The organism is Brachybacterium sp. AOP24-D1-21, assembly GCF_052378665.1.
Taxonomy (GTDB): Bacteria; Actinomycetota; Actinomycetes; order Actinomycetales; family Dermabacteraceae; genus Brachybacterium.
The window spans coordinates 1,592,862-1,612,690 of the sequence record NZ_JBQSXX010000001.1; the positions used below are offsets into that span (position 1 = coordinate 1,592,862).

The 19,829-nt window shown below is 70.3% G+C and carries 17 protein-coding genes; 12 read left to right on the top strand and 5 right to left on the bottom strand.

The genetic code is table 11. The features are described 5' to 3' along the window. Window positions 1-45: 45 nt before the first annotated feature. Entirely contained in the window at window positions 46-990 is a 945-nt protein-coding gene (locus tag ACT3UF_RS07160; protein ID WP_444608207.1) for an extracellular solute-binding protein, read from the bottom strand. Here ACT3UF_RS07160 and ACT3UF_RS07165 point away from each other — a divergent pair. The 4 genes from ACT3UF_RS07165 to ACT3UF_RS07180 all read left to right on the top strand — a co-directional run bounded on the left by ACT3UF_RS07165 (window position 965) and on the right by ACT3UF_RS07180 (window position 4,885). Continuing rightward, entirely contained in the window at window positions 965-2,242 is a 1,278-nt protein-coding gene (locus ACT3UF_RS07165) for an ROK family transcriptional regulator (RefSeq protein ID WP_444592302.1), read from the top strand. The genes ACT3UF_RS07160 and ACT3UF_RS07165 overlap by 26 nt on opposite strands. Beyond that, window positions 2,239-2,988: a DUF624 domain-containing protein gene (locus tag ACT3UF_RS07170; protein WP_444608208.1), complete on the top strand. Its 750-nt coding sequence runs from the start codon at window positions 2,239-2,241 to the stop codon at window positions 2,986-2,988. The genes ACT3UF_RS07165 and ACT3UF_RS07170 overlap by 4 nt, the downstream gene beginning before the upstream one ends. 129 nt (window positions 2,989-3,117) lie before the next feature. Beyond that, window positions 3,118-3,984 (top strand): sugar phosphate isomerase/epimerase family protein, encoded by an 867-nt coding sequence (locus ACT3UF_RS07175; RefSeq protein WP_444592304.1) that lies wholly within the window; start codon window positions 3,118-3,120, stop codon window positions 3,982-3,984. Between the two features lie 73 nt (window positions 3,985-4,057). Then, the gene (locus ACT3UF_RS07180; RefSeq protein WP_444592305.1) at window positions 4,058-4,885 is read left to right on the top strand and encodes a sulfite exporter TauE/SafE family protein; all 828 of its coding nucleotides are present in this window, start codon (window positions 4,058-4,060) and stop codon (window positions 4,883-4,885) included. Between the two features lie 22 nt (window positions 4,886-4,907). Here the strand turns inward: ACT3UF_RS07180 and ACT3UF_RS07185 are convergent, their stop codons facing one another. From ACT3UF_RS07185 to ACT3UF_RS07195, 3 genes are all read right to left on the bottom strand, one after another. Further along, entirely contained in the window at window positions 4,908-5,693 is a 786-nt protein-coding gene (locus tag ACT3UF_RS07185) for a hypothetical protein (RefSeq protein ID WP_444592306.1), read from the bottom strand. Window positions 5,694-5,794: 101 nt separating this feature from the next. Next, on the bottom strand, window positions 5,795-6,781 hold the full coding sequence (locus tag ACT3UF_RS07190) for a helix-turn-helix transcriptional regulator (RefSeq protein WP_345076056.1): 987 nt from the start codon (window positions 6,779-6,781) through the stop codon (window positions 5,795-5,797). A gap of 48 nt (window positions 6,782-6,829) precedes the next feature. Beyond that, the gene (locus tag ACT3UF_RS07195; protein ID WP_441444235.1) at window positions 6,830-8,512 is read right to left on the bottom strand and encodes an ABC1 kinase family protein; all 1,683 of its coding nucleotides are present in this window, start codon (window positions 8,510-8,512) and stop codon (window positions 6,830-6,832) included. Between the two features lie 148 nt (window positions 8,513-8,660). On the opposite strand from ACT3UF_RS07195, the gene ACT3UF_RS07200 reads away from it, so the two are divergent. Both ACT3UF_RS07200 and ACT3UF_RS07205 read left to right on the top strand, forming a co-directional pair. After that, window positions 8,661-9,236: a mycothiol transferase gene (locus ACT3UF_RS07200; RefSeq protein WP_441444236.1), complete on the top strand. Its 576-nt coding sequence runs from the start codon at window positions 8,661-8,663 to the stop codon at window positions 9,234-9,236. Window positions 9,237-9,304: 68 nt separating this feature from the next. Further along, entirely contained in the window at window positions 9,305-9,922 is a 618-nt protein-coding gene (locus ACT3UF_RS07205) for a DinB family protein (RefSeq protein WP_441444237.1), read from the top strand. 160 nt (window positions 9,923-10,082) lie between these two features. On the opposite strand, the gene ACT3UF_RS07210 is transcribed toward ACT3UF_RS07205, so the two are convergent. Next, a complete protein-coding gene (locus tag ACT3UF_RS07210; protein ID WP_441444238.1) occupies window positions 10,083-11,285 on the bottom strand; it encodes an ROK family protein in 1,203 nt (400 codons plus the stop codon). A 308-nt stretch (window positions 11,286-11,593) separates the two neighbouring features. On the opposite strand from ACT3UF_RS07210, the gene ACT3UF_RS07215 reads away from it, so the two are divergent. The 6 genes from ACT3UF_RS07215 (at window position 11,594) to ACT3UF_RS07240 (ending at window position 19,820) form a co-directional block, all read left to right on the top strand. Then, window positions 11,594-13,285: an ABC transporter substrate-binding protein gene (locus tag ACT3UF_RS07215; protein WP_442332771.1), complete on the top strand. Its 1,692-nt coding sequence runs from the start codon at window positions 11,594-11,596 to the stop codon at window positions 13,283-13,285. A gap of 82 nt (window positions 13,286-13,367) precedes the next feature. Then, window positions 13,368-14,354 carry an ABC transporter permease gene (locus ACT3UF_RS07220; RefSeq protein ID WP_441444240.1) on the top strand — a complete coding sequence of 329 codons (987 nt, stop codon included), beginning with the start codon at window positions 13,368-13,370 and terminating at the stop codon, window positions 14,352-14,354. A 9-nt stretch (window positions 14,355-14,363) separates the two neighbouring features. Next, window positions 14,364-15,305, top strand: a complete 942-nt coding sequence (locus ACT3UF_RS07225; RefSeq protein ID WP_441444241.1) for an ABC transporter permease — start codon at window positions 14,364-14,366, stop codon at window positions 15,303-15,305. Next, window positions 15,302-16,336 (top strand): ABC transporter ATP-binding protein, encoded by a 1,035-nt coding sequence (locus tag ACT3UF_RS07230; RefSeq protein ID WP_442332655.1) that lies wholly within the window; start codon window positions 15,302-15,304, stop codon window positions 16,334-16,336. The genes ACT3UF_RS07225 and ACT3UF_RS07230 overlap by 4 nt, the downstream gene beginning before the upstream one ends. After that, the gene (locus ACT3UF_RS07235; protein WP_441444243.1) at window positions 16,333-17,193 is read left to right on the top strand and encodes an ABC transporter ATP-binding protein; all 861 of its coding nucleotides are present in this window, start codon (window positions 16,333-16,335) and stop codon (window positions 17,191-17,193) included. Before ACT3UF_RS07230 ends, ACT3UF_RS07235 begins: the two co-directional genes overlap by 4 nt. Then, the gene (locus ACT3UF_RS07240) at window positions 17,190-19,820 is read left to right on the top strand and encodes a glycosyl hydrolase 2 galactose-binding domain-containing protein (RefSeq protein WP_444608209.1); all 2,631 of its coding nucleotides are present in this window, start codon (window positions 17,190-17,192) and stop codon (window positions 19,818-19,820) included. Before ACT3UF_RS07235 ends, ACT3UF_RS07240 begins: the two co-directional genes overlap by 4 nt. The last annotated feature ends 9 nt before the right edge of the window (window positions 19,821-19,829 follow it).

Below are 19,829 nucleotides of genomic sequence, written 5' to 3' on the forward strand. Positions count from 1 at the left end.
ACCGCACGTCGGGTCGGGGCCGGGGCCCCGCAGCGCCTGCGCGGCTCAGTCGGGCAGGCGAAGATTCGGATCCGGTTCCCCGAAGCCCTCGGGGAGACGGAACGGGCAGAACTGCTGCATGGTCGGGTCGACGTAGGCCTGGGCCTCCTTCACCAGGTTCTCCGGGGTGTCGGAGCGCTGGTTCAGGCTCTCCTGCATCGTCATCATCGAGTCCCACAGCTTCGTGCCGACGGGCAGCGGCGGCCGCGACTGCGCGACGTCCAGCAGCTCGGCGAAGAAGCGGATGTCCTGGTTCCATCCCTCGGGGTCGGCGATCGCCTCGAGGTTGGTGGGGATGCGGCTGATGCCGTTCATGAGGGTCTTCTGACCCTCATGTCCGGCGTAGAAGGTCATGAACCTCCACGCCGCTTCGGACATGCTCGACCCCTTCGGCATCGTCAGCGCGAAGCCGCCGGCCCAGGTGAACGGGTCATCGCCCTCGTTCTGCACGGGCAGATGGGTGACGGTGTAGTTCATGTCGGGCTTGTAGTCCGCTTGGCCCCGCACGCCCCAGGGCCCCGTGATCTGGAACAGCTGGCGCTCATCCTCCGGCGGCCGCGGCCGCCGCGGGCCTTCTCCTGGGGTGGGCCGGCCGCAACGCTGCGCGGTGGGGCTCCCCTGGAGTGGGTGGGCCTGGCTGCGGCGATCGAGTCGCTCGCGCTCATGATGCTCCTTCCGGTGGCACCGCGTCGTTGTCGGTGCGTGCACGGGGCGGGACGGAGTGCTCCCGCCACGGCGGGTCGAGGGGATCGGAAGATCCCTCCGCCGTTGGTGAGGTAGGTTACTCACACTGATTGACATAATCAACGGGTCGGCACTGACGAGTTTTCTCGTGGCACCGACGAGCCCGGCGTATCGTGCGCCGGAGCGAGGGAGTTCTCGCCCGGACCGGCCGGGGAAGAACGCCTGATCAGGGAGGAGCGGCATGCGCGGGACATCGATGGTGGACATCGGCTCCTACAACGAGAAACTGGTGCTGCAGATGATCTGCTCGGCGTCCGAGGGGATCTCTCAGTCCCAGGTGGTGCGCGGCAGCGGGCTGTCGCGGCAGACGGTCTCGCTGATCGCTCGCCGGCTCCTTCGCGAGGGGCTCATCGAGACCGCAGGTCAGCGCATCTCCGGGCCCGGCAAGCCCACCACGATGCTGCGGGCCGTGTCCGACTCCCGCTGGACCATCGGCCTGCACGTGGATCCCGCGCACCTGACCGTCGTCATCTGCGATCTGCAGGGCAACGCCGTGGACACCACCACCCTCGCGGCCCCCTCCGAGGATGCCGCCGCGGACCTCGCCCGTATCGTCGCCGAGATCGAGCGACTCTGCGCGCTTCACGGCGCGGTCAAGATCCACGAGCTCCCGGGCCGTGCCCCGGTCGGGGACGCTGACGGGGAGACCTCCCTGCAGGACCCGCCGCGGCGGGTGGTGCTCGGGATCGGGGTCGCCGCCCCCGCCCCGCTGGACGTCGTCGCCGGCGCGATCATGGAACCGCCCTGGCTGCCGGGCTGGCACGGTGTCCCCATTGCCGCCGAGCTCGAGGCGGCCACGGGCCTGCCCGCCCTCCTGGACAAGGACACCAATGCGGCGCTGACCGGTGAGATCTGGGCCGGGCACCTCCCGGCCGAGGAGATCGTGCTCTATCTCTACCTCAGCCACGGGGCCGGCTCGGCGGTGAGCGCGGATGGCCGCGTCCACCGCGGCGCCACCACCCACGCCGGCGAGATCGGGCACCTGCCCACCGGCGTCACCGACGAGATCTGCCGCTGCGGCCGCTACGGCTGCCTGAACCTGTTCACCGACGCACGTCGCATGATCGAGCGTGCCACCTCCGCGGGCGCGGATGTCTGCCCGGACGACATCCCCGCTGCGGTGGACGAGATCGCCGCTGCCGCGCAGCGCGGGGAGAGCGGAGCCCTCGAGGCCGTGGAGCGCCATCTCGCCGCCGTGGTCGCGGCGCTGGACATCCTCTCCCGCATCCACGATCCGCAGCGGATCATCGTCGGCGGGCCGGCGCTGACCGCGCTGCTGCCGCTGGCCGCACCCCGGATCCGTGCGGGCACCGCGGACTGGCTCGAGGGCTCGGAGTGCACGCTGCACTTCTCGGAGCTCGGCAACGCCGCCGGCGCGATCGGCGCGGCCTGCCTGTTCCTCGAGGAAGAGCTGTCCCCCCGCCGAAAGCTCGGCGTCGAGGCAAGGAGCAGGACATGAACAGCACCGGCATCAGCGACAGCAGCACCGGCATCAGCGACAGCAGCACTGACATCAGCGACAGCAGCACCGACACGAGCAACGCCACTGCCTTCGCCGTGCGACCCCGGCGTCACACCACCTGGCTCGTGGAGGGCGTCGAACACCTGCACGCCGTCGTGCGCGTCCAGCTGGTGTGGCTGGCACTGACGCTCCTGGGCCTGATCGTGGTCGGCATCGCCCCGGCCACCTGCGCCGCGGCCGATGCGCTGCGCGCTCAGCGGCGCGGCGAGCTGACGCGGGTGCTGCCGCTGATGTGGGAGTCCTACCGGCGCGAGCTGGTCCCCGCCGGTGTGCGGATGCTGCCTCTGATGGCGGTGCAGATGCTGGCGCTCGCGATGCTCTGGCAAGCCGCCGCCGGGCTCAGCAGCAACCCCGCGGTGATGGCCGTGCTCGGAACCCTCGGTGCGATCGCCGCCGGCTGGGCGACCGTCTCCCTCGCCGCGATCGCCGTCGCCCCGCGAGTGCGTCGCCAGGACGTGCTGGTCACCTGGCGGCTCGCCCTCCTGATGCCCGGCGCCGTCCCGTTCCGAGGCCTCGCCCTGGTGCTGCTGGTGGCCGCCTGGGCACTGGTGAGCACGACGGTGTGGCCGCTCGCGCTGCTGCTCGGGGCCGGCCTAGCGGTCGATGCCGCGGTCGCCCTGCTCGCCACCCGGATCGGCCTGCTGCTCGAAGACCTCGGCGGCCACGACCCCGCCCTGCACTGAACCCGCCCCGCATTGACCCCGCCCTGCACTGATCCCGATCGACCGACCCGCCCAGCACTGACCCCGAAGGTCCGGCCCCGATCCTCCGACCCCGACCGGCACCGTCACCCCTCTCACGGAGGAGCACCCATGTTCTCGACTCTCTCACCCGGCGCCCTTGGACTCGACCTGAGCCATCCCCGCGCCGTCGACCTCGCGGCCGCCCACGGCTTCGGCGGCGTCGACCCCGACCTCGCCCACTTCCGCACCCTGGGGCCCTCCGGCACCGCCGAGCATGCCGACGCGGTCCGCGAGCAGGGCCTGCAGTGGGGGATGGCGGGCCTGCCCGTCGCCCTCGACGCCCCCGCCGCGGACTTCCGCCAGGCACTCGTGGACCTGCCGGCCGATCTCGAGCTGCTGAAGGCCGCCGGCGTCACCCGCATGGGCACGTGGATCCGTCCGATGCACCAGGAGCTCGACCATCGCCAGAACTGGCGCCTGCATCTGGGGCGCATCTCGCTCGTGGCCGCGCTGCTCGAGGATGCGGGGATCCGGCTGGGTCTGGAGTACATCGGCCCGAAGACCTTCTGGTCCGCCGAGCGCTTCCCCTTCATCCACTCCCTGCGCGAGCTCCGCGAGCTGATCGCCGAGACCGGCGCCGGCAACGTGGGCCTCATCCTCGACACCTACCACTGGTACACCGCCGGGGAGGGTGCCGCGCAGCTGGAGGGTCTCTCCGACGCCGACATCATCTCCGTGGACCTCAACGATGCCCGCGCCGACCGCGAACGCGACCAGCAACAGGACCTCGATCGCCGTCTGCCCTTCGATACCGGCGTCATCGACCTCGACAGCTTCCTGCGGGCAATCACGCACGCGGGCTACACCGGCCCCGTCAAGATCGAACCGTTCATGAGCTCCCTCGCCGAGCGGCCCGTCGACGAGGTGCTCACCCAGGTTTCCGGTCTCCTGGACCGCGCACTCTCCGTCGGAGCCGACGCCGACGGGGAACGCTGAGCATGAGCACGGGCGAACCACCCGCGCGGACCGCCGCACCCGCCCGCACCGTGCGCTGATAGGTTCACTCACCGTGCCTGACCTTGCTGCGCTGATCCCCACCATGAGCCCCGTTGCCTGGCTGCTGGTGGCCCTCGGCGCCCTGATCGTCGGCTTCTCCAAGACCGCCCTGCCCGGTGCCGGCACCATCGCCGTGGGCATCTTCGCCTTTGCGATGCCCGCGAAGGAGTCCACCGCTGCGCTGCTGCTCCTGCTGATCGTGGGCGATATGACCGCGCTGTGGGTGTACCGGCGCGAACCCGACGTGCGCACCCTGGTGCGCCTGCTGCCCAGCGCCATGATCGGGGTGGTGATCGGCGCGTTCTATTTCGCCCGCGTCGACGGTGACGCGGTGCGCCTGACCATCGGCATCATCCTGCTGACCCTGGTGATCGTCACCGTGACCCGGCGGCAGCTCGCCCAACGCCGCGAAGCAGCCGGCACCGCCGAGGGGAAGGGCCTGCCCGCCACCCGGGCGGAGGCTCGCGGCTCGCAGCCCGGCGCTGCCGCGACCATGCAGGGCATGGGCTATGGGCTGCTCGGCGGCTTCACCACCATGGTCGCCAACGCCGCCGGGCCCGTGATGTCGCTGTACTTCTACGCGATGCGGATGCCGGTGCTGACCTTCCTCGGCACGTCCGCCTGGTACTTCGCGATCGTGAACCTCTTCAAGGTGCCGTTCTCCGCAGGGCTGGGACTGATCACCCGCGACACCCTGGTGATGGACGCGATGCTGATCCCGGTCGTGCTGATCGGCGCGTACGCCGGCTCGAAGGTCGCCCGACGGATCCCGCAGAAGGTGTTCGAGAACCTGATCCTGGTGCTCACCGTCGCCGCCGCGCTGGGCCTGCTGCTGCTCTGACGGTGGCCCGCCGCCGAAAGGCTCAGCCGGCCTGGAAGCCCTGTGCCTCGACGTCCTCGGGCGTGCCGGCGTAGATGATCTCCCGGACCTCGACCGTGGTCGGCTCGGCGCCGCCCACTCCGAGGTCGGCCGTCCATACCGCTCCATCGGGATCGAAGTAGTAGCTCGCGGTCGTGATGTCCAGCAGCAGGGCGGAGTTCTCACCGCAGTACAGCCAGCTCTGACGCCCAGCATGATGCTCGATGCCGTCGCGTGCGACGGGGGTGCAGGTGGTGCCGTCGGCCAGGATCACCATCAGCGGCAGCGGGGCCTCGGGGGACGGCGCCGTGAACCCGTCGATCGCGGGGGAGTGGATGCGCACGGCCGTCTTCTCCGGCGGGTCCCGCACGCACAGCGCCTCATCGCCGGCCACCTGCTTGCAGGCGACCAGCAGATCCTCCTCTGCGCCGCAGCCGAAGTAGTTCTCGCCCAGCACCCAGCGGGAGATCTGCGGGGCCCGGTCGGCGCAGGCATCCCCCTCGAGCTCCTCGATCTGCCAGCTCTGATCAGGCCAGACCCCGGTGATCGTGGTGGCCGTGAGCGGCGCCCCCTCCCCGCTGCCATCGACGTGCGCCCCGGGCTCGCCCTCGGAGGGGACCGGGGCATCGGCATCGACCGAGGGCACCTGGTGACCCGGGAGGTCGCTGCCGGCGCTCGGGGGCTCGGGAGGTTCGGGCTCCGGCGGGGGAGCGGCGCCGCTGCACGCCGCCAGCACCAGGGCGAGCAGGAGCGCGCTGAGCAGGGCGAGTGGTCGGCGGTGAGCAGCCATGGAGAGTGAGTGTCCGTTCCAGCAGGGGGACGACGGCCCATTCCGCCCGCCCCGGAGCTCTGCCGCTCAGCATAGGCCGACGGTACCCCGGAGGGAACGGCTCATCGCCCCGGATCCGACACGCCCCGCCCCTCCTCTGGCGCCTTCCGGACCGTGCCCGTCCAGTCGCGCAGGGAGGCGATCACCTCGAGCAGCTCGGGCGGGTCGATCACCTCGATCGGGGCGCCGATCCACGCCAGGTACATCGCCACCCAGTGCAGCTCATCGGCGCCCGCGCGGAGGATGCAGGCATCCGGCCCGTCGGCCGTGACCGTTCCGGACCTCGCCGGGACGTGCGGCGCGACCTGCTCGTACGGGGCCAGGATCCGCACCGTCGTCGACCTCGGATACCCGCCCACGGTGATCGACTCCCGCACCACCGCCTCGATATCCGGGGTCGCTCGCGGGGTGATGGCGAAGGTCGAGGTGTGCACCGCGTGCATGCGGTCCAGCCGGAAGGTGCGCCAGTCCTCGCGGTCCAGGTCCCAGGCGAAGAGGTACCACCGCCCTTCCATGGACAGCACCCGGTGCGGTTCGAGCCGGCGCTCGGCGCGCTCGCCGTCGGCCCGCTCGTAGTCCACCCGCACCCGCACCCCGTCCCGCACCGCGGTGGCCAGGGTCATCAGCACCTCGGAGCGGATACCGGCGGCTGGCCGGGTGATCACCCCCATCGCCTCGCTGATCGCGCCCACCTCCGCCCGCACCGGCGCCGGGAGGATCCGGTCCAGGGCGGCGAGGGCCCGGAGTGCTTCCTCGTCCAGGCCGTCCACCCCGGAGGACGCCGCCAGTCGCAGTCCCACCGCCACCGCGACCGCTTCGCTCGAGCTCAGCAGCAGGGGCGGCAGCGCTCGGCCCGCGCCGAGCTGGTAGCCGCCGCCGTGCCCGGCCGAGGTGAGCACCGGATAGCCCAGCTCCCGCAGCCGATCCACATCGCGCCGCACCGTCCGCGTGGTCACGGCCATCTCCGCGGCGAGCTCCGGCCCGGTCCACACCGATCTCGACTGCAGCAGGGCCAGCAGTCGCAGCGCCCTCGTGGTCACATCGCTCATGCACACAGCATGACTGACTTCGCGGACAGGACCTGTCCGCAGGGGTGATCAGCGCCGGGTGAAGGTGCGGTGCACGAAGCGGCCAGCCCGTCGCGCGGGGCCGCCGCTCGCGGCGAGGTACGTGCCCAGCAGTGCGGCTGCTCCGCCGACGCCGAGCAGCGCGGGGCCGCGCAGCTGCGAGGGTCGTCCAGGGGCGGCGGAGATGAAGCTGCCGATGCCCACCAGCAGGGCGCTGAGGGTCATTCCCACGATCAGCCTGTCGGCGGTGCCCTCCAGGCGGGAGATGGCCCGGTCGAGGTCCTCGGCATGGATGCCGATGTCGATGCCGTGGGCCTCGTAGTCGTCCAGCAGCCGTGCCGCGCGGCCCGGCAGCTCGTGCCCGACGCGGAGCGCCTGCATCCCGGCGGAGCTGGCCCGTCGCAGGAGCGCCTCCGGGCTGAGCAGCTCGACGAGCGCCACCGGCATCACGCTCTGGAGCACCGTTCCCAGGTGGAAGTCGGGGTCCAGCACCACGGCGGTGGACTCGGTGAGCACCAGCATCCGCAGCATGGAGGACACCTCGGCGGGCAGCTGCAATCGGTGGTGGCGCAACAGCGCATAGATCTGTTCGACGACCCGTGAGACCGACACCTCGGCCAGCGGATGCCCGGAGATCGACTCGACCAGGGCCCCCACGTCCCGGGTGAGGCGCCGACGGTCGATCCCTCGGCGCGGGGGCGCCAGCCTCAGCAGCGAGGCGACTATGGCCTCCTCATCATGACGAGACATCGCCAGCAGCAGCCACAGCAGATCCTCACGGGCCGCGGGGTTGAGCCGGCCGACCATCCCGAAGTCGATGAGCCAGATCGTGGAGTCCGCGGCGACGAAGAGGTTGCCCGGGTGCGGGTCAGCGTGGAAGAACCCGTCGACGAGCACCATCCGGATCAGGGCGTCGGTGGCGGTGTGCGCGAGCGCCCGGCGGTCCACTCCGGCGGCCTCCAGTCCCGCGGAATCGGTGATGTTCCGACCGGTCACGAGTTCCTCGGTGAGCACCTCGGAGGTCGTCAGCTCCTCGACCACGAGTGGGATCCGTACGGCGGGGTTGTCGGCCAGGTTCTGGCGGAACTGCTCGGCGTTCGCGGACTCGGTGCGGTAATCGAGCTCCCCGAGCATCATCCGGTCGAAGGCCTCGACCAGGGCCTCGATGTCCACATCGCGCGCCAGTTCCCATTCGCGGGCGGCCAGGGAGGCCAGCTGCTTCATGACGTCCAGATCTGCCCTGACCTCGGCGGTGACCCCGGGCTTGCGCACCTTGACGATCACCTCGGTGCCGTCATGCAGGCGGGCCCGGTGGGCCTGGCCGATGGAGGCGGTGGCCAGGGGTGTCTCCTCGAAGCTCGGGTACAGCTCATGCGGGTCGGCGCCCAGCTCGCGACGGATCGAGGCAGCGATGGCCTCGTAGGGAACCGGGGTGGCGGAGTCCTGGAGCTTGGTCAGCTCGGCGATGTAGTCCGCTGGCAGCAGATCGCTGCGGGTCGACAGCATCTGGCCGAGCTTGACGAAGGTGGGGCCGAGCTCTTCCAGAGCGGTGCGCAGGCGCTCCGGCCCCATGGGCAGACGCTCCTCCGCGTGATGGTGGCGCAGCGCCTGCGGAAGGTGATCGCGCAGACCGATCTGGGCAGCGAGGGCAGAGAGGCCGTTGCGCGCCAGCACCTCGACGATCTGTCGGTAGCGTGCTGTGACGGAGGCCATGACCAGCATCCTAGTGGGTGCTATCGAGGCAGCCGGGTGACTTCGCGGACAGCACTTGTCCGCACGGGGGCGAAGAGTGGGTCTCGAACCACCGGAGGGTCGCAGAACACCGTGTCCCGGCCCCAAGCAGACGAGAGATGAGAGCACGATGCCTTTCCTCACCGCAGAGACCACCGACGAGCGCGACAGCCTCGCCACCTTCGCCCAGCAGCAGATCGACCAGATCGCCACGGCCCTCCACAGGCTCGACCGGGAACAGCTCGCCCAGATCCCCAGCGCCTCCGAGATGAGCTTGGGCGCCCTGGCACGGCACGTGCTGCTGATCTCCGAGCGTGCGGCAGAGTCCTTCCACGCCGCGCCGGACGCGCCCCCGGCGCCCGCCAGCACCCTGGATCAGCTCATGGCCGAGGGCACCATCTCCTCCGAGGCGCTGCGCGAGAAGGACACCGCCGACTCGCTGATCGAGCAGCTCCAACAGGCCGGTGCGGGGCTCGCCGCCGCGATCCGTGAGGTCGATCTGGAGACCAGGGGTCCCGTCCCCGACCAACCCTGGTTCGAGGGGCGCACGACGTGGAGCCTGCGGTGGTACGCCCTGCACCTGATCGAGGAGAACGCCCGCCACGCCGGCCATGCGGACATCCTGCGGGAGAGCATCGACGGCAAGACCGCCTACGAGCTCAACGCGCTCGCCGCAGGGGAGGGCTGGCCGCCCGCCGGCTGGTGACCCCTCCCGCTCCCTCGCGTCGCCCGCCGGCGCCGCCTCCCTGCTCCAACCCTCACAGGAGAACCCTCATGACCAGCCCCGACATCACTCAGACCGACCAGCCCCGCGGCATCGGCGGCGACCTGCCCACCGTCCTGCTCGACCAGATCGAGCTCCACGCCCGCGAGCACCTGCGTCCTCGCCTCGAGGGCCTCTCGGACGAGGAGTACTTCTACGACCCCTCCGGCGCCGGCCGGGCCTGGACCGTGCACCCGCGCGCAGCCGACGGAGAGCTCCCGCCCACCTCGATGCAGGGCGGCTCCGGGGCGATGGTCATCGACTTCGAGTTCCCAGAGCCTGACCCCGCGCCGTTGACCACGATCGCCTGGCGGCTGGGGCACATCATCGTCGCCCTGCTCGCGATGCGCAGCCACGACCACCACGGTGGCCCGTCCGCGGACTACATGAGCTGGGACTATGCCGCGACAGCGACGGAGGCTCTGGCCCAGTTCGACGCGGAGTACGAGCGCTGGATCGCCGGCGTGCGGGCCTGGGACGCGGAGGACCTCCAGGTCGCCGTGGGCGAGGCGGAGGGGCCGTGGGCCGAATACTCCCGCGCCACCCTCGTCGCCCACATCAGCCGAGAGCTCATCCACCACCTCGCCGAGATCGCCCTGCTGCGCGACCTGTGGGCGCATCGGGGGTGACCCCGCAGGAGCGCAGGCGCCACCCCGCAGGAGCGCAGGCGCCACCCCGCAGTAGCGCAGGCGCCACCCCGCAGGAGCGCCGGCGCCACCCCACAGGAGCGCAGGCGTCGAGCTCTCTTTCGCCGAGCGGGCAGGAGCGGTGCGGGCAGGAGCGGTGCGCTCAGGCGCCCGGCCCGGCGTGGGAGAGCTCGCGGGCCGGGCCGCTGCGGGAGGCCCGTCCCGGGGTCATGAACGTCTGCAGTGCGAGCACCGCTGCGCCGACAGCGCAGGGATGGGGCTGGACCTGGGAGACCGCCACGGTCATCTCCCCGCCGAGGTTGCGGGCCCGGGCAGTGAGCAGCTCGTCCATCACCTCTTCGACCAGCACCGGGGCGACCTGCACCCCTGGTCCGGAGAGCACCACCGCGCGGATCCCCAGGGCGCTGGTCGCGGACCAGACCGCCTGGGCGAGCGCGGAGATCGCTGCCACGAACACCTCACGCGCTCGAGGCTCCCCGCGAGCGGCGGCCAGGGCGATCAGCACCACGTCGCTGCTCAGGGAGGCCGGAGTCAGCCGCAGCTCGAGGTCCTGCGCCAGGCTGCCGGTGCGCACGGCGCACTCGATGATCGCGCGGGCCGAGGCGTACTGATGGAGGCAGCCGCGGCCGCCGCACTCGCAGGGCGCCCCGTCGGGATCGATGCCCACATGATCGAGGGTGGCGGAGCTGCCCGAGCCGGGCTGCAGCGGCCGGCCATCCAGCAGGATCGACAGCCCCAGCCCCGCATCCATGTGCACCGTCGCGCACAGCCCGCTCTCGGGCTGCTCTCCGCTCCAGAAGCTGCCGAGCGCGGCGCAGGTCGGTGCGTTCGCACTGATCGAAGGGATGTCCAGGCCCTCCGAGATCGTGCGCACCAGGGCCGGACCACGCCCGTCGAGCCCATAGGGGATCGCGAAACCGATCCCGGTGGCGGAGTGCGCCTCGGCCTCGGGCCGGATCATGGACAGCGCCCGGCGCAGCGCAGTGCCCACCTCCTCCGCATCGGAGGCGGAGCCCAGCGGAACCGCGATCCGGGCGCGCAGCCCACCGGCGAGATCCACCCCCGCCAGGGAGAGGCGGTCGGCATCGATGGTGCAGCCGATCGCCCATCGCGCCTGGTCGTTCAGCCGCAGCAGGGAAGCGCGCTTGCCGCCGTTGGACCGAGCGAAACCGCTCTCCACCAGCAGCTCCGCCGCGAGCAGACGCTTGACGGCATAGGTGACGGTCGCCGGGGTCACCCCGAGCTCCCGTGAGATCTCCACCCGGCTGGTCTCCGAGCGGCGGCGCACCAGCTCGAGGATCGCGGCGTCGGTGGTGGAGGCTCTGCGCTCTCCGATCACGCTCATCACCGCCTCCTGTCTTCCGGTCCTGGGATGGTCTCGAGCTGCTCCCGAGCTCGTCCTGTGCTGCTCTCGAGCTGTTCTCGAGATGGTCTCGAGATGGTCTTGCGTCAATCTCGCGTCAGTCTCGCACCCGGGCGGCGACGGCGGGTCGCACCGCATCGTGATCATTCCGTTGCCTGCTCCGGATGCCCCCGCCACTTGACGGATCGTGACCGAGGTCTCCACAATACCGATACTTCATTAACGTAATGAAGAAATCTCCTCGGAGCGATCGACCCGGCACGCACTGATGCGTGACAAGGAGAGCAACGATGCACCTCAGTCGTCGAGACCTGTACAAGCTCACCGCGCTCGGCGCGGCCCCCGTCGCACTCGCGGCGTGCAGCACGAGCTCCAACCTCGAGAACGGCGGAGGCGGTGGGGCGGAGGAGCGACCGATCATCACCACCACCGCCAACACCGGCCTGGCCGAGAACTTCAACCCGCATTCACCCTCGGTGATCTCCCTGATCCAGGGCCTGATCTACGAGACGCTGTTCTACTTCAACCCCCTCGAGCCCATCGATCAGGAGCCCGTCCCGCTGCTGGGCGAGAGCTACGCCTGGAACGAGGACGGCACCGTCCTGACCGTGACCACCCGCGCCGGCGCGGTCTGGGCCGACGACACCCCCTTCACCGCGAAGGATGTCGCCTTCACCTTCACCAAGATCCTCGACACTGAAGCGCTCAACGCCGCGGGCACCGCCCCGTCGGCCGAGGCGATCGACGACACCACTGTCGAGATCACATACGCCGAGCCGTCCTTCACCGAGGGTCCCAACGCCCTGGCCCGCACCTGGATCATCCCCGAGCACCTCTTCGCGGACGTCGATGATCTGGCGACCTACGCGAACCCGGAACCGGTGGGCACCGGCCCCTTCGCTCTGGATGACTTCACCCCCGAGTCCTACCTGCTGCTGGCCAACGACAAGCACTGGGACGAGGGCAAGCCCGCCATCGGCGGGATCCGCGCGATCGCCATCTCGGGCAACCAGTCCGCGACCGACATGTGGCTGGCCGGCGAGATCGACTACATGTCCTCCGCGATCCCGAACCTCGAAGAGCACGTGGCCGCCAACCCCGACCTCTCGTTCACCAACACCGGCATCTCCCAGATGGCGCTCATGGCCGCCTCCAACCCGGAGCTGGGCTGCGAGGGACCTCAGACCGACGTCGCCGTGCGCAAGGCCCTCTACTACGGGATGGACCGCGAGCAGCTCTCCAAGCTGGCCTTCTTCGACCTCGGCGCGGACATCTCGCCCTCCTTCGGCCTGCCTGAGCGCGACGCCGACTTCATCGATCCCTCGATCGAGAACGCTCCCTGGAACGCCCAGCCCGACGAGGCCAAGAAGATCCTCGAGGACGCCGGCTACGCGCTCGGCTCCGACGGGGTGTACGCCAAGGGCGACGTTCGGGTCTCGATGACGGTCTCCTGCCCCACCGGCTGGTCCGACTTCGTCACCGCGCTGGACACGCTCGCCGCGCAGTACAAGGAGATCGGCATCGAGCTGATCCCCCAGCAGGTCTCGGTCAACGAGTGGAACGACGCCAAGGCGCGCGGCACCTATCAGCTGGTCATCGACTCCGTCGGCCAGGGTCCCGCCCCGGACCCGTACTACCCGTACCGCAACCACTTCTCCACCGACAACACGGTCCCCGTCGGCGAGAACGGCAACCCGTACCACAACGTCACCCGCTTCTCGGATCCCGAGGTCGACGCCGCACTCGATGCCGCTGCGGCGACCGACGATCCCGAGGTCAAGAAGGGGCACTACTTCCTGATCCAGCAGCGGCTGGCCGAAGTGATGCCGGCGATCCCGGTGATGATCGGCTCGAGCCTGACGGAGTACAACTCCTCGAGGGTCACCGGCTGGCCCACCCAGGAGAACCTCTTCGCCTACCCGATGGCCTGGGCGGCGCCGGACAACTCCATGGTCCTCAAGGCCATCACCCCCGCCAGCTGACCCACCGGCCCGCGCCGCCCACCCCGCCCGGACACCGGCGGTCCAGGCGGCGCGGCCCGGGCGACGAAAGGATCTCGAGGCAGTGCACCTCCTGCGCAAGATCGGGTTCTACCTGGTGGCTCTCTGGGCCGCAGTGACCCTCAACTTCTTCATCCCCCGCGCCCTGCCGGGGAGCCCGGTGGACGCCGTCCTCGCGAAGCTCGCGCTGCGCGGACCGGTATCCCCTGAGACCCGCAGAGCGATCGAGGTGATGCTCGGAGCGGATACGGACCGATCGCTGTTCGAGGAGTACTTCGCCTACCTCGGCGGTCTGCTCTCCGGAGATCTCGGGGTCTCGGTGACCTACTTCCCGACCCCCGTCTCCCAGGTGGTGGGCCAGTCCCTGCCGTGGACCCTGGTGCTGGTGGGCCTGGCGACCACCTTCACCTTCATCCTGGGGATGGCGCTGGGCACCCTGGCGGGATGGAAGCGCGGGACCTGGCTCGACTCACTGATCCCCGCCACCACGATCCTGCAGGCCGTGCCCTACTTCTGGCTCGCGCTGCTGTTCATCTACGTGCTGTCGGTGAACCTGGGGATGTTCCCGATCTCCGGCGGCTACGACTACACCCTGGTGCGCCCGGCCTTCGACTACCCCTTCATCTCCAACGCCCTCTACTACGGGTTCCTGCCGGCGCTGACGATCGTGCTGTCCTCGCTGGGCGGCTGGCTGCTGGGGATGCGCAACATGATGGTCTCCACCCTCAGCGAGGACTACATCCTCACCGCCGAGGCGAAGGGACTCTCTCCGCGCCGCGTGATGCTCATGTACGCCGCCCGCAACGCGATGCTCCCCAGCGTCTCCGGCTTCGCGATCTCGCTGGGCTTCGTGGTCTCCGGCTCGATCGTGGTCGAGACCGTCTTCTCCTATCCAGGGGTCGGCTTCACCATGCTGCAGGCCGTGCAGAACAACGACTACGCGCTCATGCAGGGAATGTTCCTGATCATCACGGTGGCCGTGCTCGCGGCGAACCTCGTGGTGGACCTGCTGTACGGCGTCATCGACCCCCGCACCCGAGCGCGAGGCTGAGGAGCTCCCATGATCGACACCCCCGCTTCCCGTGGCGCCCGCTTCCGCGCCTCCCTGCGCCGCAACGCCACCCCCTCACTCGTGATCGGGGCAGGACTGGTCGTCGCGATCACCCTGTTCGGGCTGATCGCCCCGCTCGTCGTCGCCGATCCGCTGGCCATCTCCAGCGTGGGCATGTCTCCGCCGTCGGCCGAGCACCTGCTGGGCACCACCCAGACCGGGCAGGACGTGCTGGCACAGCTCGCCTGGGCCACCCGCGGCTCCCTGCTGGTGGGCATCATCGTCGCGGTCCTGGCGCTGTTCCTCTCCGCCTTCTTCGGGATCCTCGGCGGCTATCTCGGCGGCTGGATCGACGAGGGGTTCTCCCTGTTCACCAATGTCGTGCTGATCCTGCCGGGCCTGCCGCTGATGATCGTGATCGGCTCCTACGTCCAGCAGCGAGGCCTGCTGCTGATCGCCGTGATCCTCGCGATCACCTCCTGGGCCGCCGCGGCCCGAGTGCTGCGCTCGCAGACCCTCTCGATCCGCACCCGTGACTATGTGCAGGCCGCGAAGATCGCCGGGGAGAAGCCCCTCCGCATCATCGCCGTGGAGATCCTGCCGAACCTGCTGCCGGTGATGTCCAGCGGCTTCGTGTTCGCCCTGATCACCGCGATCCTCGGCGAAGCGGGCCTGAGCTTCATCGGTCTCGGCGTGGTGGGCACCCAGACCTGGGGCTCGATGCTGTTCTACGCCCAGAACGGCCAGGCCCTCACCCTGGGCGGCTGGTGGTGGTTCGTCCCGCCGGGTCTGATGATCGCGCTGCTGGGCTGCGGGCTGTCCCTGATCAACTTCTCCATCGACGGCATCATCAACCCGCGCCTGCGCACCGCCCCCAAGGCCGCGCGCAGCGTCCGCAAGGCCGAGAACGCCGACGACTCCGAGGCCACGACGAAGGAGGTCCTCGTATGAGCACCCCGATGACCGGGCCCGTCCCCCCGGACCACCCCGCCCACGAACCGGATCCGAATGTCGAGACCGCCTCCGCGATCGCGCGCGGCGAGATCGGCGACCCCGTCCTGGACAGCTCGCTCGAGGAGGGGCGCACCGGCGGCGACGTCTCCCCGGTGCTCGAGGAGCCCGTGCTGAGCGTGCGCGACCTCAACATCGTCTACGAGGTCGGCGAGGGGGTCCATGCTGTCAAGGACGCCTCATTCATCCTGCGCCGCGGAGAGATCCTGGGCCTGGCGGGGGAGTCCGGCTGCGGCAAGACCACCCTCGCCTACGGACTGAACCAGCTCCATCGCCCGCCCGCCCGCATCACCAGCGGCTCGGTCACCTTCCATGACCGCGTGAACGGCTCCGACGTGGACGTGCTGGCCTTGAAGGGGCCCGCGCTGCGCGCCTTCCGCTGGTCGAAGGTCGCGATGGTGTTCCAGGGGGCGATGAACTCCCTGAACCCCGTGCTCAGCATCCGCACCCAGCTCGCCGATGTGCTCATCACGCACCGGCCCCAGATGGAACGGGCCGAGCGCCGCCACCGCGGCGAGGAGCTGCTGGAGCTGGTGGGGGTGGACCGCGGCCGCATCGATGCCTACCCCCACGAGCTCTCCGGAGGCATGCGCCAGCGCGTGATGATCGCGATGGCGCTCGCGCTGGACCCGCAGCTGATGATCATGGACGAGCCCACCACCGCACTGGATGTGGTGGTCCAGCGCGAGATCCTCCAGGAGGTGCTGCGGCTGCGCAAGGAGCTCGGCTTCGCGGTCGTGTTCATCACCCACGACCTGCCGATGCTGCTGGAGATCTCCGACCGGATCGCGGTGATGAAGGCGGGACGGATCGTCGAGATCGACACCGCCGAGAACCTCTACTTCGAGCCCAGGGATCCCTACACCCGGCGCCTGCTGGGCTCCTTCCCCTCCCTGACCGGCGAGGCCGGGGACTTCGTGCGCGCCGGCTTCGGCGGAGAGCAGCACGCCGACCAGGAGGCCACCGCATGACCACGCTGACCGTCACCGACCTGCACAAGTCCTACCGGCTGCGCAGCGGGGCCCGCTTCACCACCCTCCAGGCCGTCAAGGGGGTGGACCTCGAGCTGCAGCCCGGCCGCACCGTGGCGCTGGTGGGCCAGTCCGGCTCCGGCAAGTCCACCATCGCGAAGATCCTCGTCCAGCTCGAGAAGCCCACCTCGGGCACCATCACCCTGGACGGGCAGCCGATCGGCACCCGCGGCAAGGGCCTGGCCCACTACCGCGACCACGTGCAGATGGTGTTCCAGGATCCCTTCGCCTCGCTGAACCCCTTCCACACCATCGGCCACCACATCGAGCGACCCCTGCTGCTGCACGGCAAGGCCACCCGCGCGAACGTGCGGCAGAAGGTGTGCGAGCTGCTCGAGCGGGTCAACCTCAGCCCCGCCGAGAGCTTCATCGACCGCAGCCCCCACGAGCTCTCCGGCGGGCAGCGCCAGCGGGTGGCGATCGCCCGCGCGCTCGCCCCGGAGCCGACGGTGCTGATCGCCGACGAGCCGGTCTCGATGCTCGACGTGTCCATCCGCCTCGGAGTGCTGAACCTGCTGGCGCGGCTGCAGCGCGAGGAGAACCTCGCGATGCTCTACATCACCCATGACCTGGCCACCGCCCGGCACTTCTCCGACGAGATCCTGGTGATGTACCGCGGCGAGGTCGTCGAGCGCGGCCCGGCCGACGATGTCATCCTGAACCCTCAAGCGGAGTTCACCCGGCAGCTGCTGCTCGCCGCCCCTGAACCGGGGAACAACCCGCGCTTCCTCGCCGAGGCCCAGCGCCGCGGCGTCCCCATGCCCGACCATCTGGCCCTCGCGAAGGAGACCCCGTGACCAGCACTGCTGCCCCCGGTGGGACCAGCTTGGGGGAGACCCGCCTGGGCGAGACCAGCCCGGGGGAGACCCGCACCGGTGAGACCCGCCTGGGGGAGACCCGCACCGCCCGTCGTCGGCCTCTCCACGAGGGCTGGAACCTCACGATCACCGACGGACCGGCGCCATTCACCGTGCAGCAGGTCCCGGCGACCGTGCCCGGCACCCTGATCACCGACCTCCACGCCGCCGGGCTGATCGAGGATCCGTACCTGGACCGCCACGAGCACGACCTGCAGTGGACCGGCGAATGCGATGTCACCTACGCGACCCGCTTCGACTGGGCACCCACCGGCGCCGAGCGGGTGGACCTGGTCGCCGCCTCCCTCGACACCGCCGCCACGGTCGTCCTGAACGGCACGCGCATCGCCGAGGTGCAGAACCAGCACCGCTCCTGGCGCTTCGACGTCACCGACGCGCTGATCGAGGGCGAGAACCAGCTCGAGATCCGGTTCGCCTCCCCGCTGCGCACCGCCCGCGAGAACGAGCGGGTGCTCGGGAAGATGCCGGTGACCGGCAACGACCTGCCCTACAACGCGATCCGCAAGATGGCCTGCAACTTCGGCTGGGACTGGGGACCGGTGCTGGTCACCAGCGGGATCGCCGGCCCGATCGGCCTCGAGGAATGGTCCGGGGCGCGCCTGGCCGAGGTGCGCCCGCAGATCACCGTCGAGCCTGGTGCTGGCGCGCGCGGGCTCGTCGACCTCACGGTCCTGATCGAGCGTGCGGATCTGCTGGACGAGTCCGCGGTGACCGTCTCGGCGAGACTGCTGGACCCTGCCGGGAAGCAGATCGATGAGCTCTCTCGCTCCGATGCGCAGGACGAGCTCGACCTGCGGCTGTCGGCCGCGGACCCGCAGCTGTGGTGGCCGCGCGGTTACGGCGACCAGCCCCTGTACACCGTGGCGATCGAGCTGCGGGACGCCGAGCACCGGGTGCGCGATGCGCGCGAGCACCGGATCGGCTTCCGTACCGCCGGCGTCCTCGAGGAGCCCGACGAGATCGGCACCTCCTTCACGATCGTGGTCAACGACCGCCCGATCCTCGCCAAGGGTGCGAACTGGATCCCCGACGACTGCTTCCCGGTGCGCCTGACCGCGCAGGACTACCGCGCGAGCGTCACCGACGCGCTCGAGGCAGGGATGAACACCCTGCGGATCTGGGGCGGCGGGCTCTACGAATCGGAGCTGCTCTACGAGCTGTGTGACGAACTGGGGATCATGGTGTGGCAGGACTTCACCACCGCCTGCGCCGCCTACTCCGAGCTCGAGCCGCTGCGCAGCGAGTTCGAGGCCGAAGCCCGCGAGCACATCGTGCGCCTGGCGTGGCATCCGGCGCTGGTCCACTGGAACGGCAGCAACGAGAACGTCGAGGGCTACTACCACTGGGGCTGGCAGGAGCACATCCCCGAGGGCGCCGGCTGGGGGCTCGGCTACTACACCGAGCTGTTCCCCTCGCTGCTGGCTGAGCTCGACCCCACACGCAGCTACACCCCCACCAGCCCCTATTCGCGGCCACTGCCCGAAGATCCCCGCAACCCCGACCACGGCACCGTGCACAACTGGGTGGCCTGGGCCTCCGAGGAGGACAACGACTACACCCGCTACCGGGACACCATCCCGCGGTTCTCCGCCGAGTTCGGCTACCAGGGCCCGGCGAACTACGCGACGATCGCCCGCGCGATCACAGAGCGGCCCCTGGACGAGGATTCCGAGACGATGCTCTCCCACCAGAAGGCCGTGGGCGGACAGGACAAGCTGCGCCGCGGCATGGCCCCGCACCTGCCACCGGTCGAGGGCTTCGACGACTTCCACTTCGCGACCCAGCTCAACCAGGCCCGCGCGCTGATCAGCGGGATCGGCCACTACCGCTCCCACTGGCCGGTATGCGCCGGCACCATCGTGTGGCAGCTGAACGACTGCTGGCCGGTGACCTCCTGGGCCGCGGTGGATGGCGACCGACGCCGCAAGCTGCTCTGGTACGCGCTGCGCGAGGTGTACGAGCCGGTGCTGCTGAGCATCCAGCCCCGTGAGGCCAGCCCCGCGATCAGCCTCGGCAACGACACCGACGAGCCCCTGAGCGGAACCTTGCACCTGCGCCGACAGCGCCACGACGGCACTGTCCTCGCCGAGGCCACGCTCGACGCGCAGGTTCCCGCTCGCTCAGCGGCCACGCTGCCCGTGCCTGCAGAGCTCGCGACCGCCACGGACGCTGCCGACGAGGTGCTGCTGGTCGAGCTGGCGGGGACCGACGGGGACGGCGAAGTCGTGCGCACGGTGCACCCCTTCGCAGAGGACCGGGACTCCGCCCTGGTCGGTGACGCGGTCACCGCCACTGCACAGCCGGTCTCGGGCGGGGTCGAGATCCTCGTGGAGGCCGCTTCGACCGTGCGCGACCTGTGCGTGCTGGCGGACAAGGTCGACCCCGCCGCCACGGTGGACCGCCAGCTGGTGACCCTGCTGGCCGGGGAGAGTACCCGCTTCCATGTGCGCACCTCCGCCACGGTGGACCCGAGGGCCTTCCTGGCCGATGATGTGCTTCTGAGCGCCAACGACCTGGTGGCACGGGCCCGTGCCCGCGACACCTGAGGAAGCGGG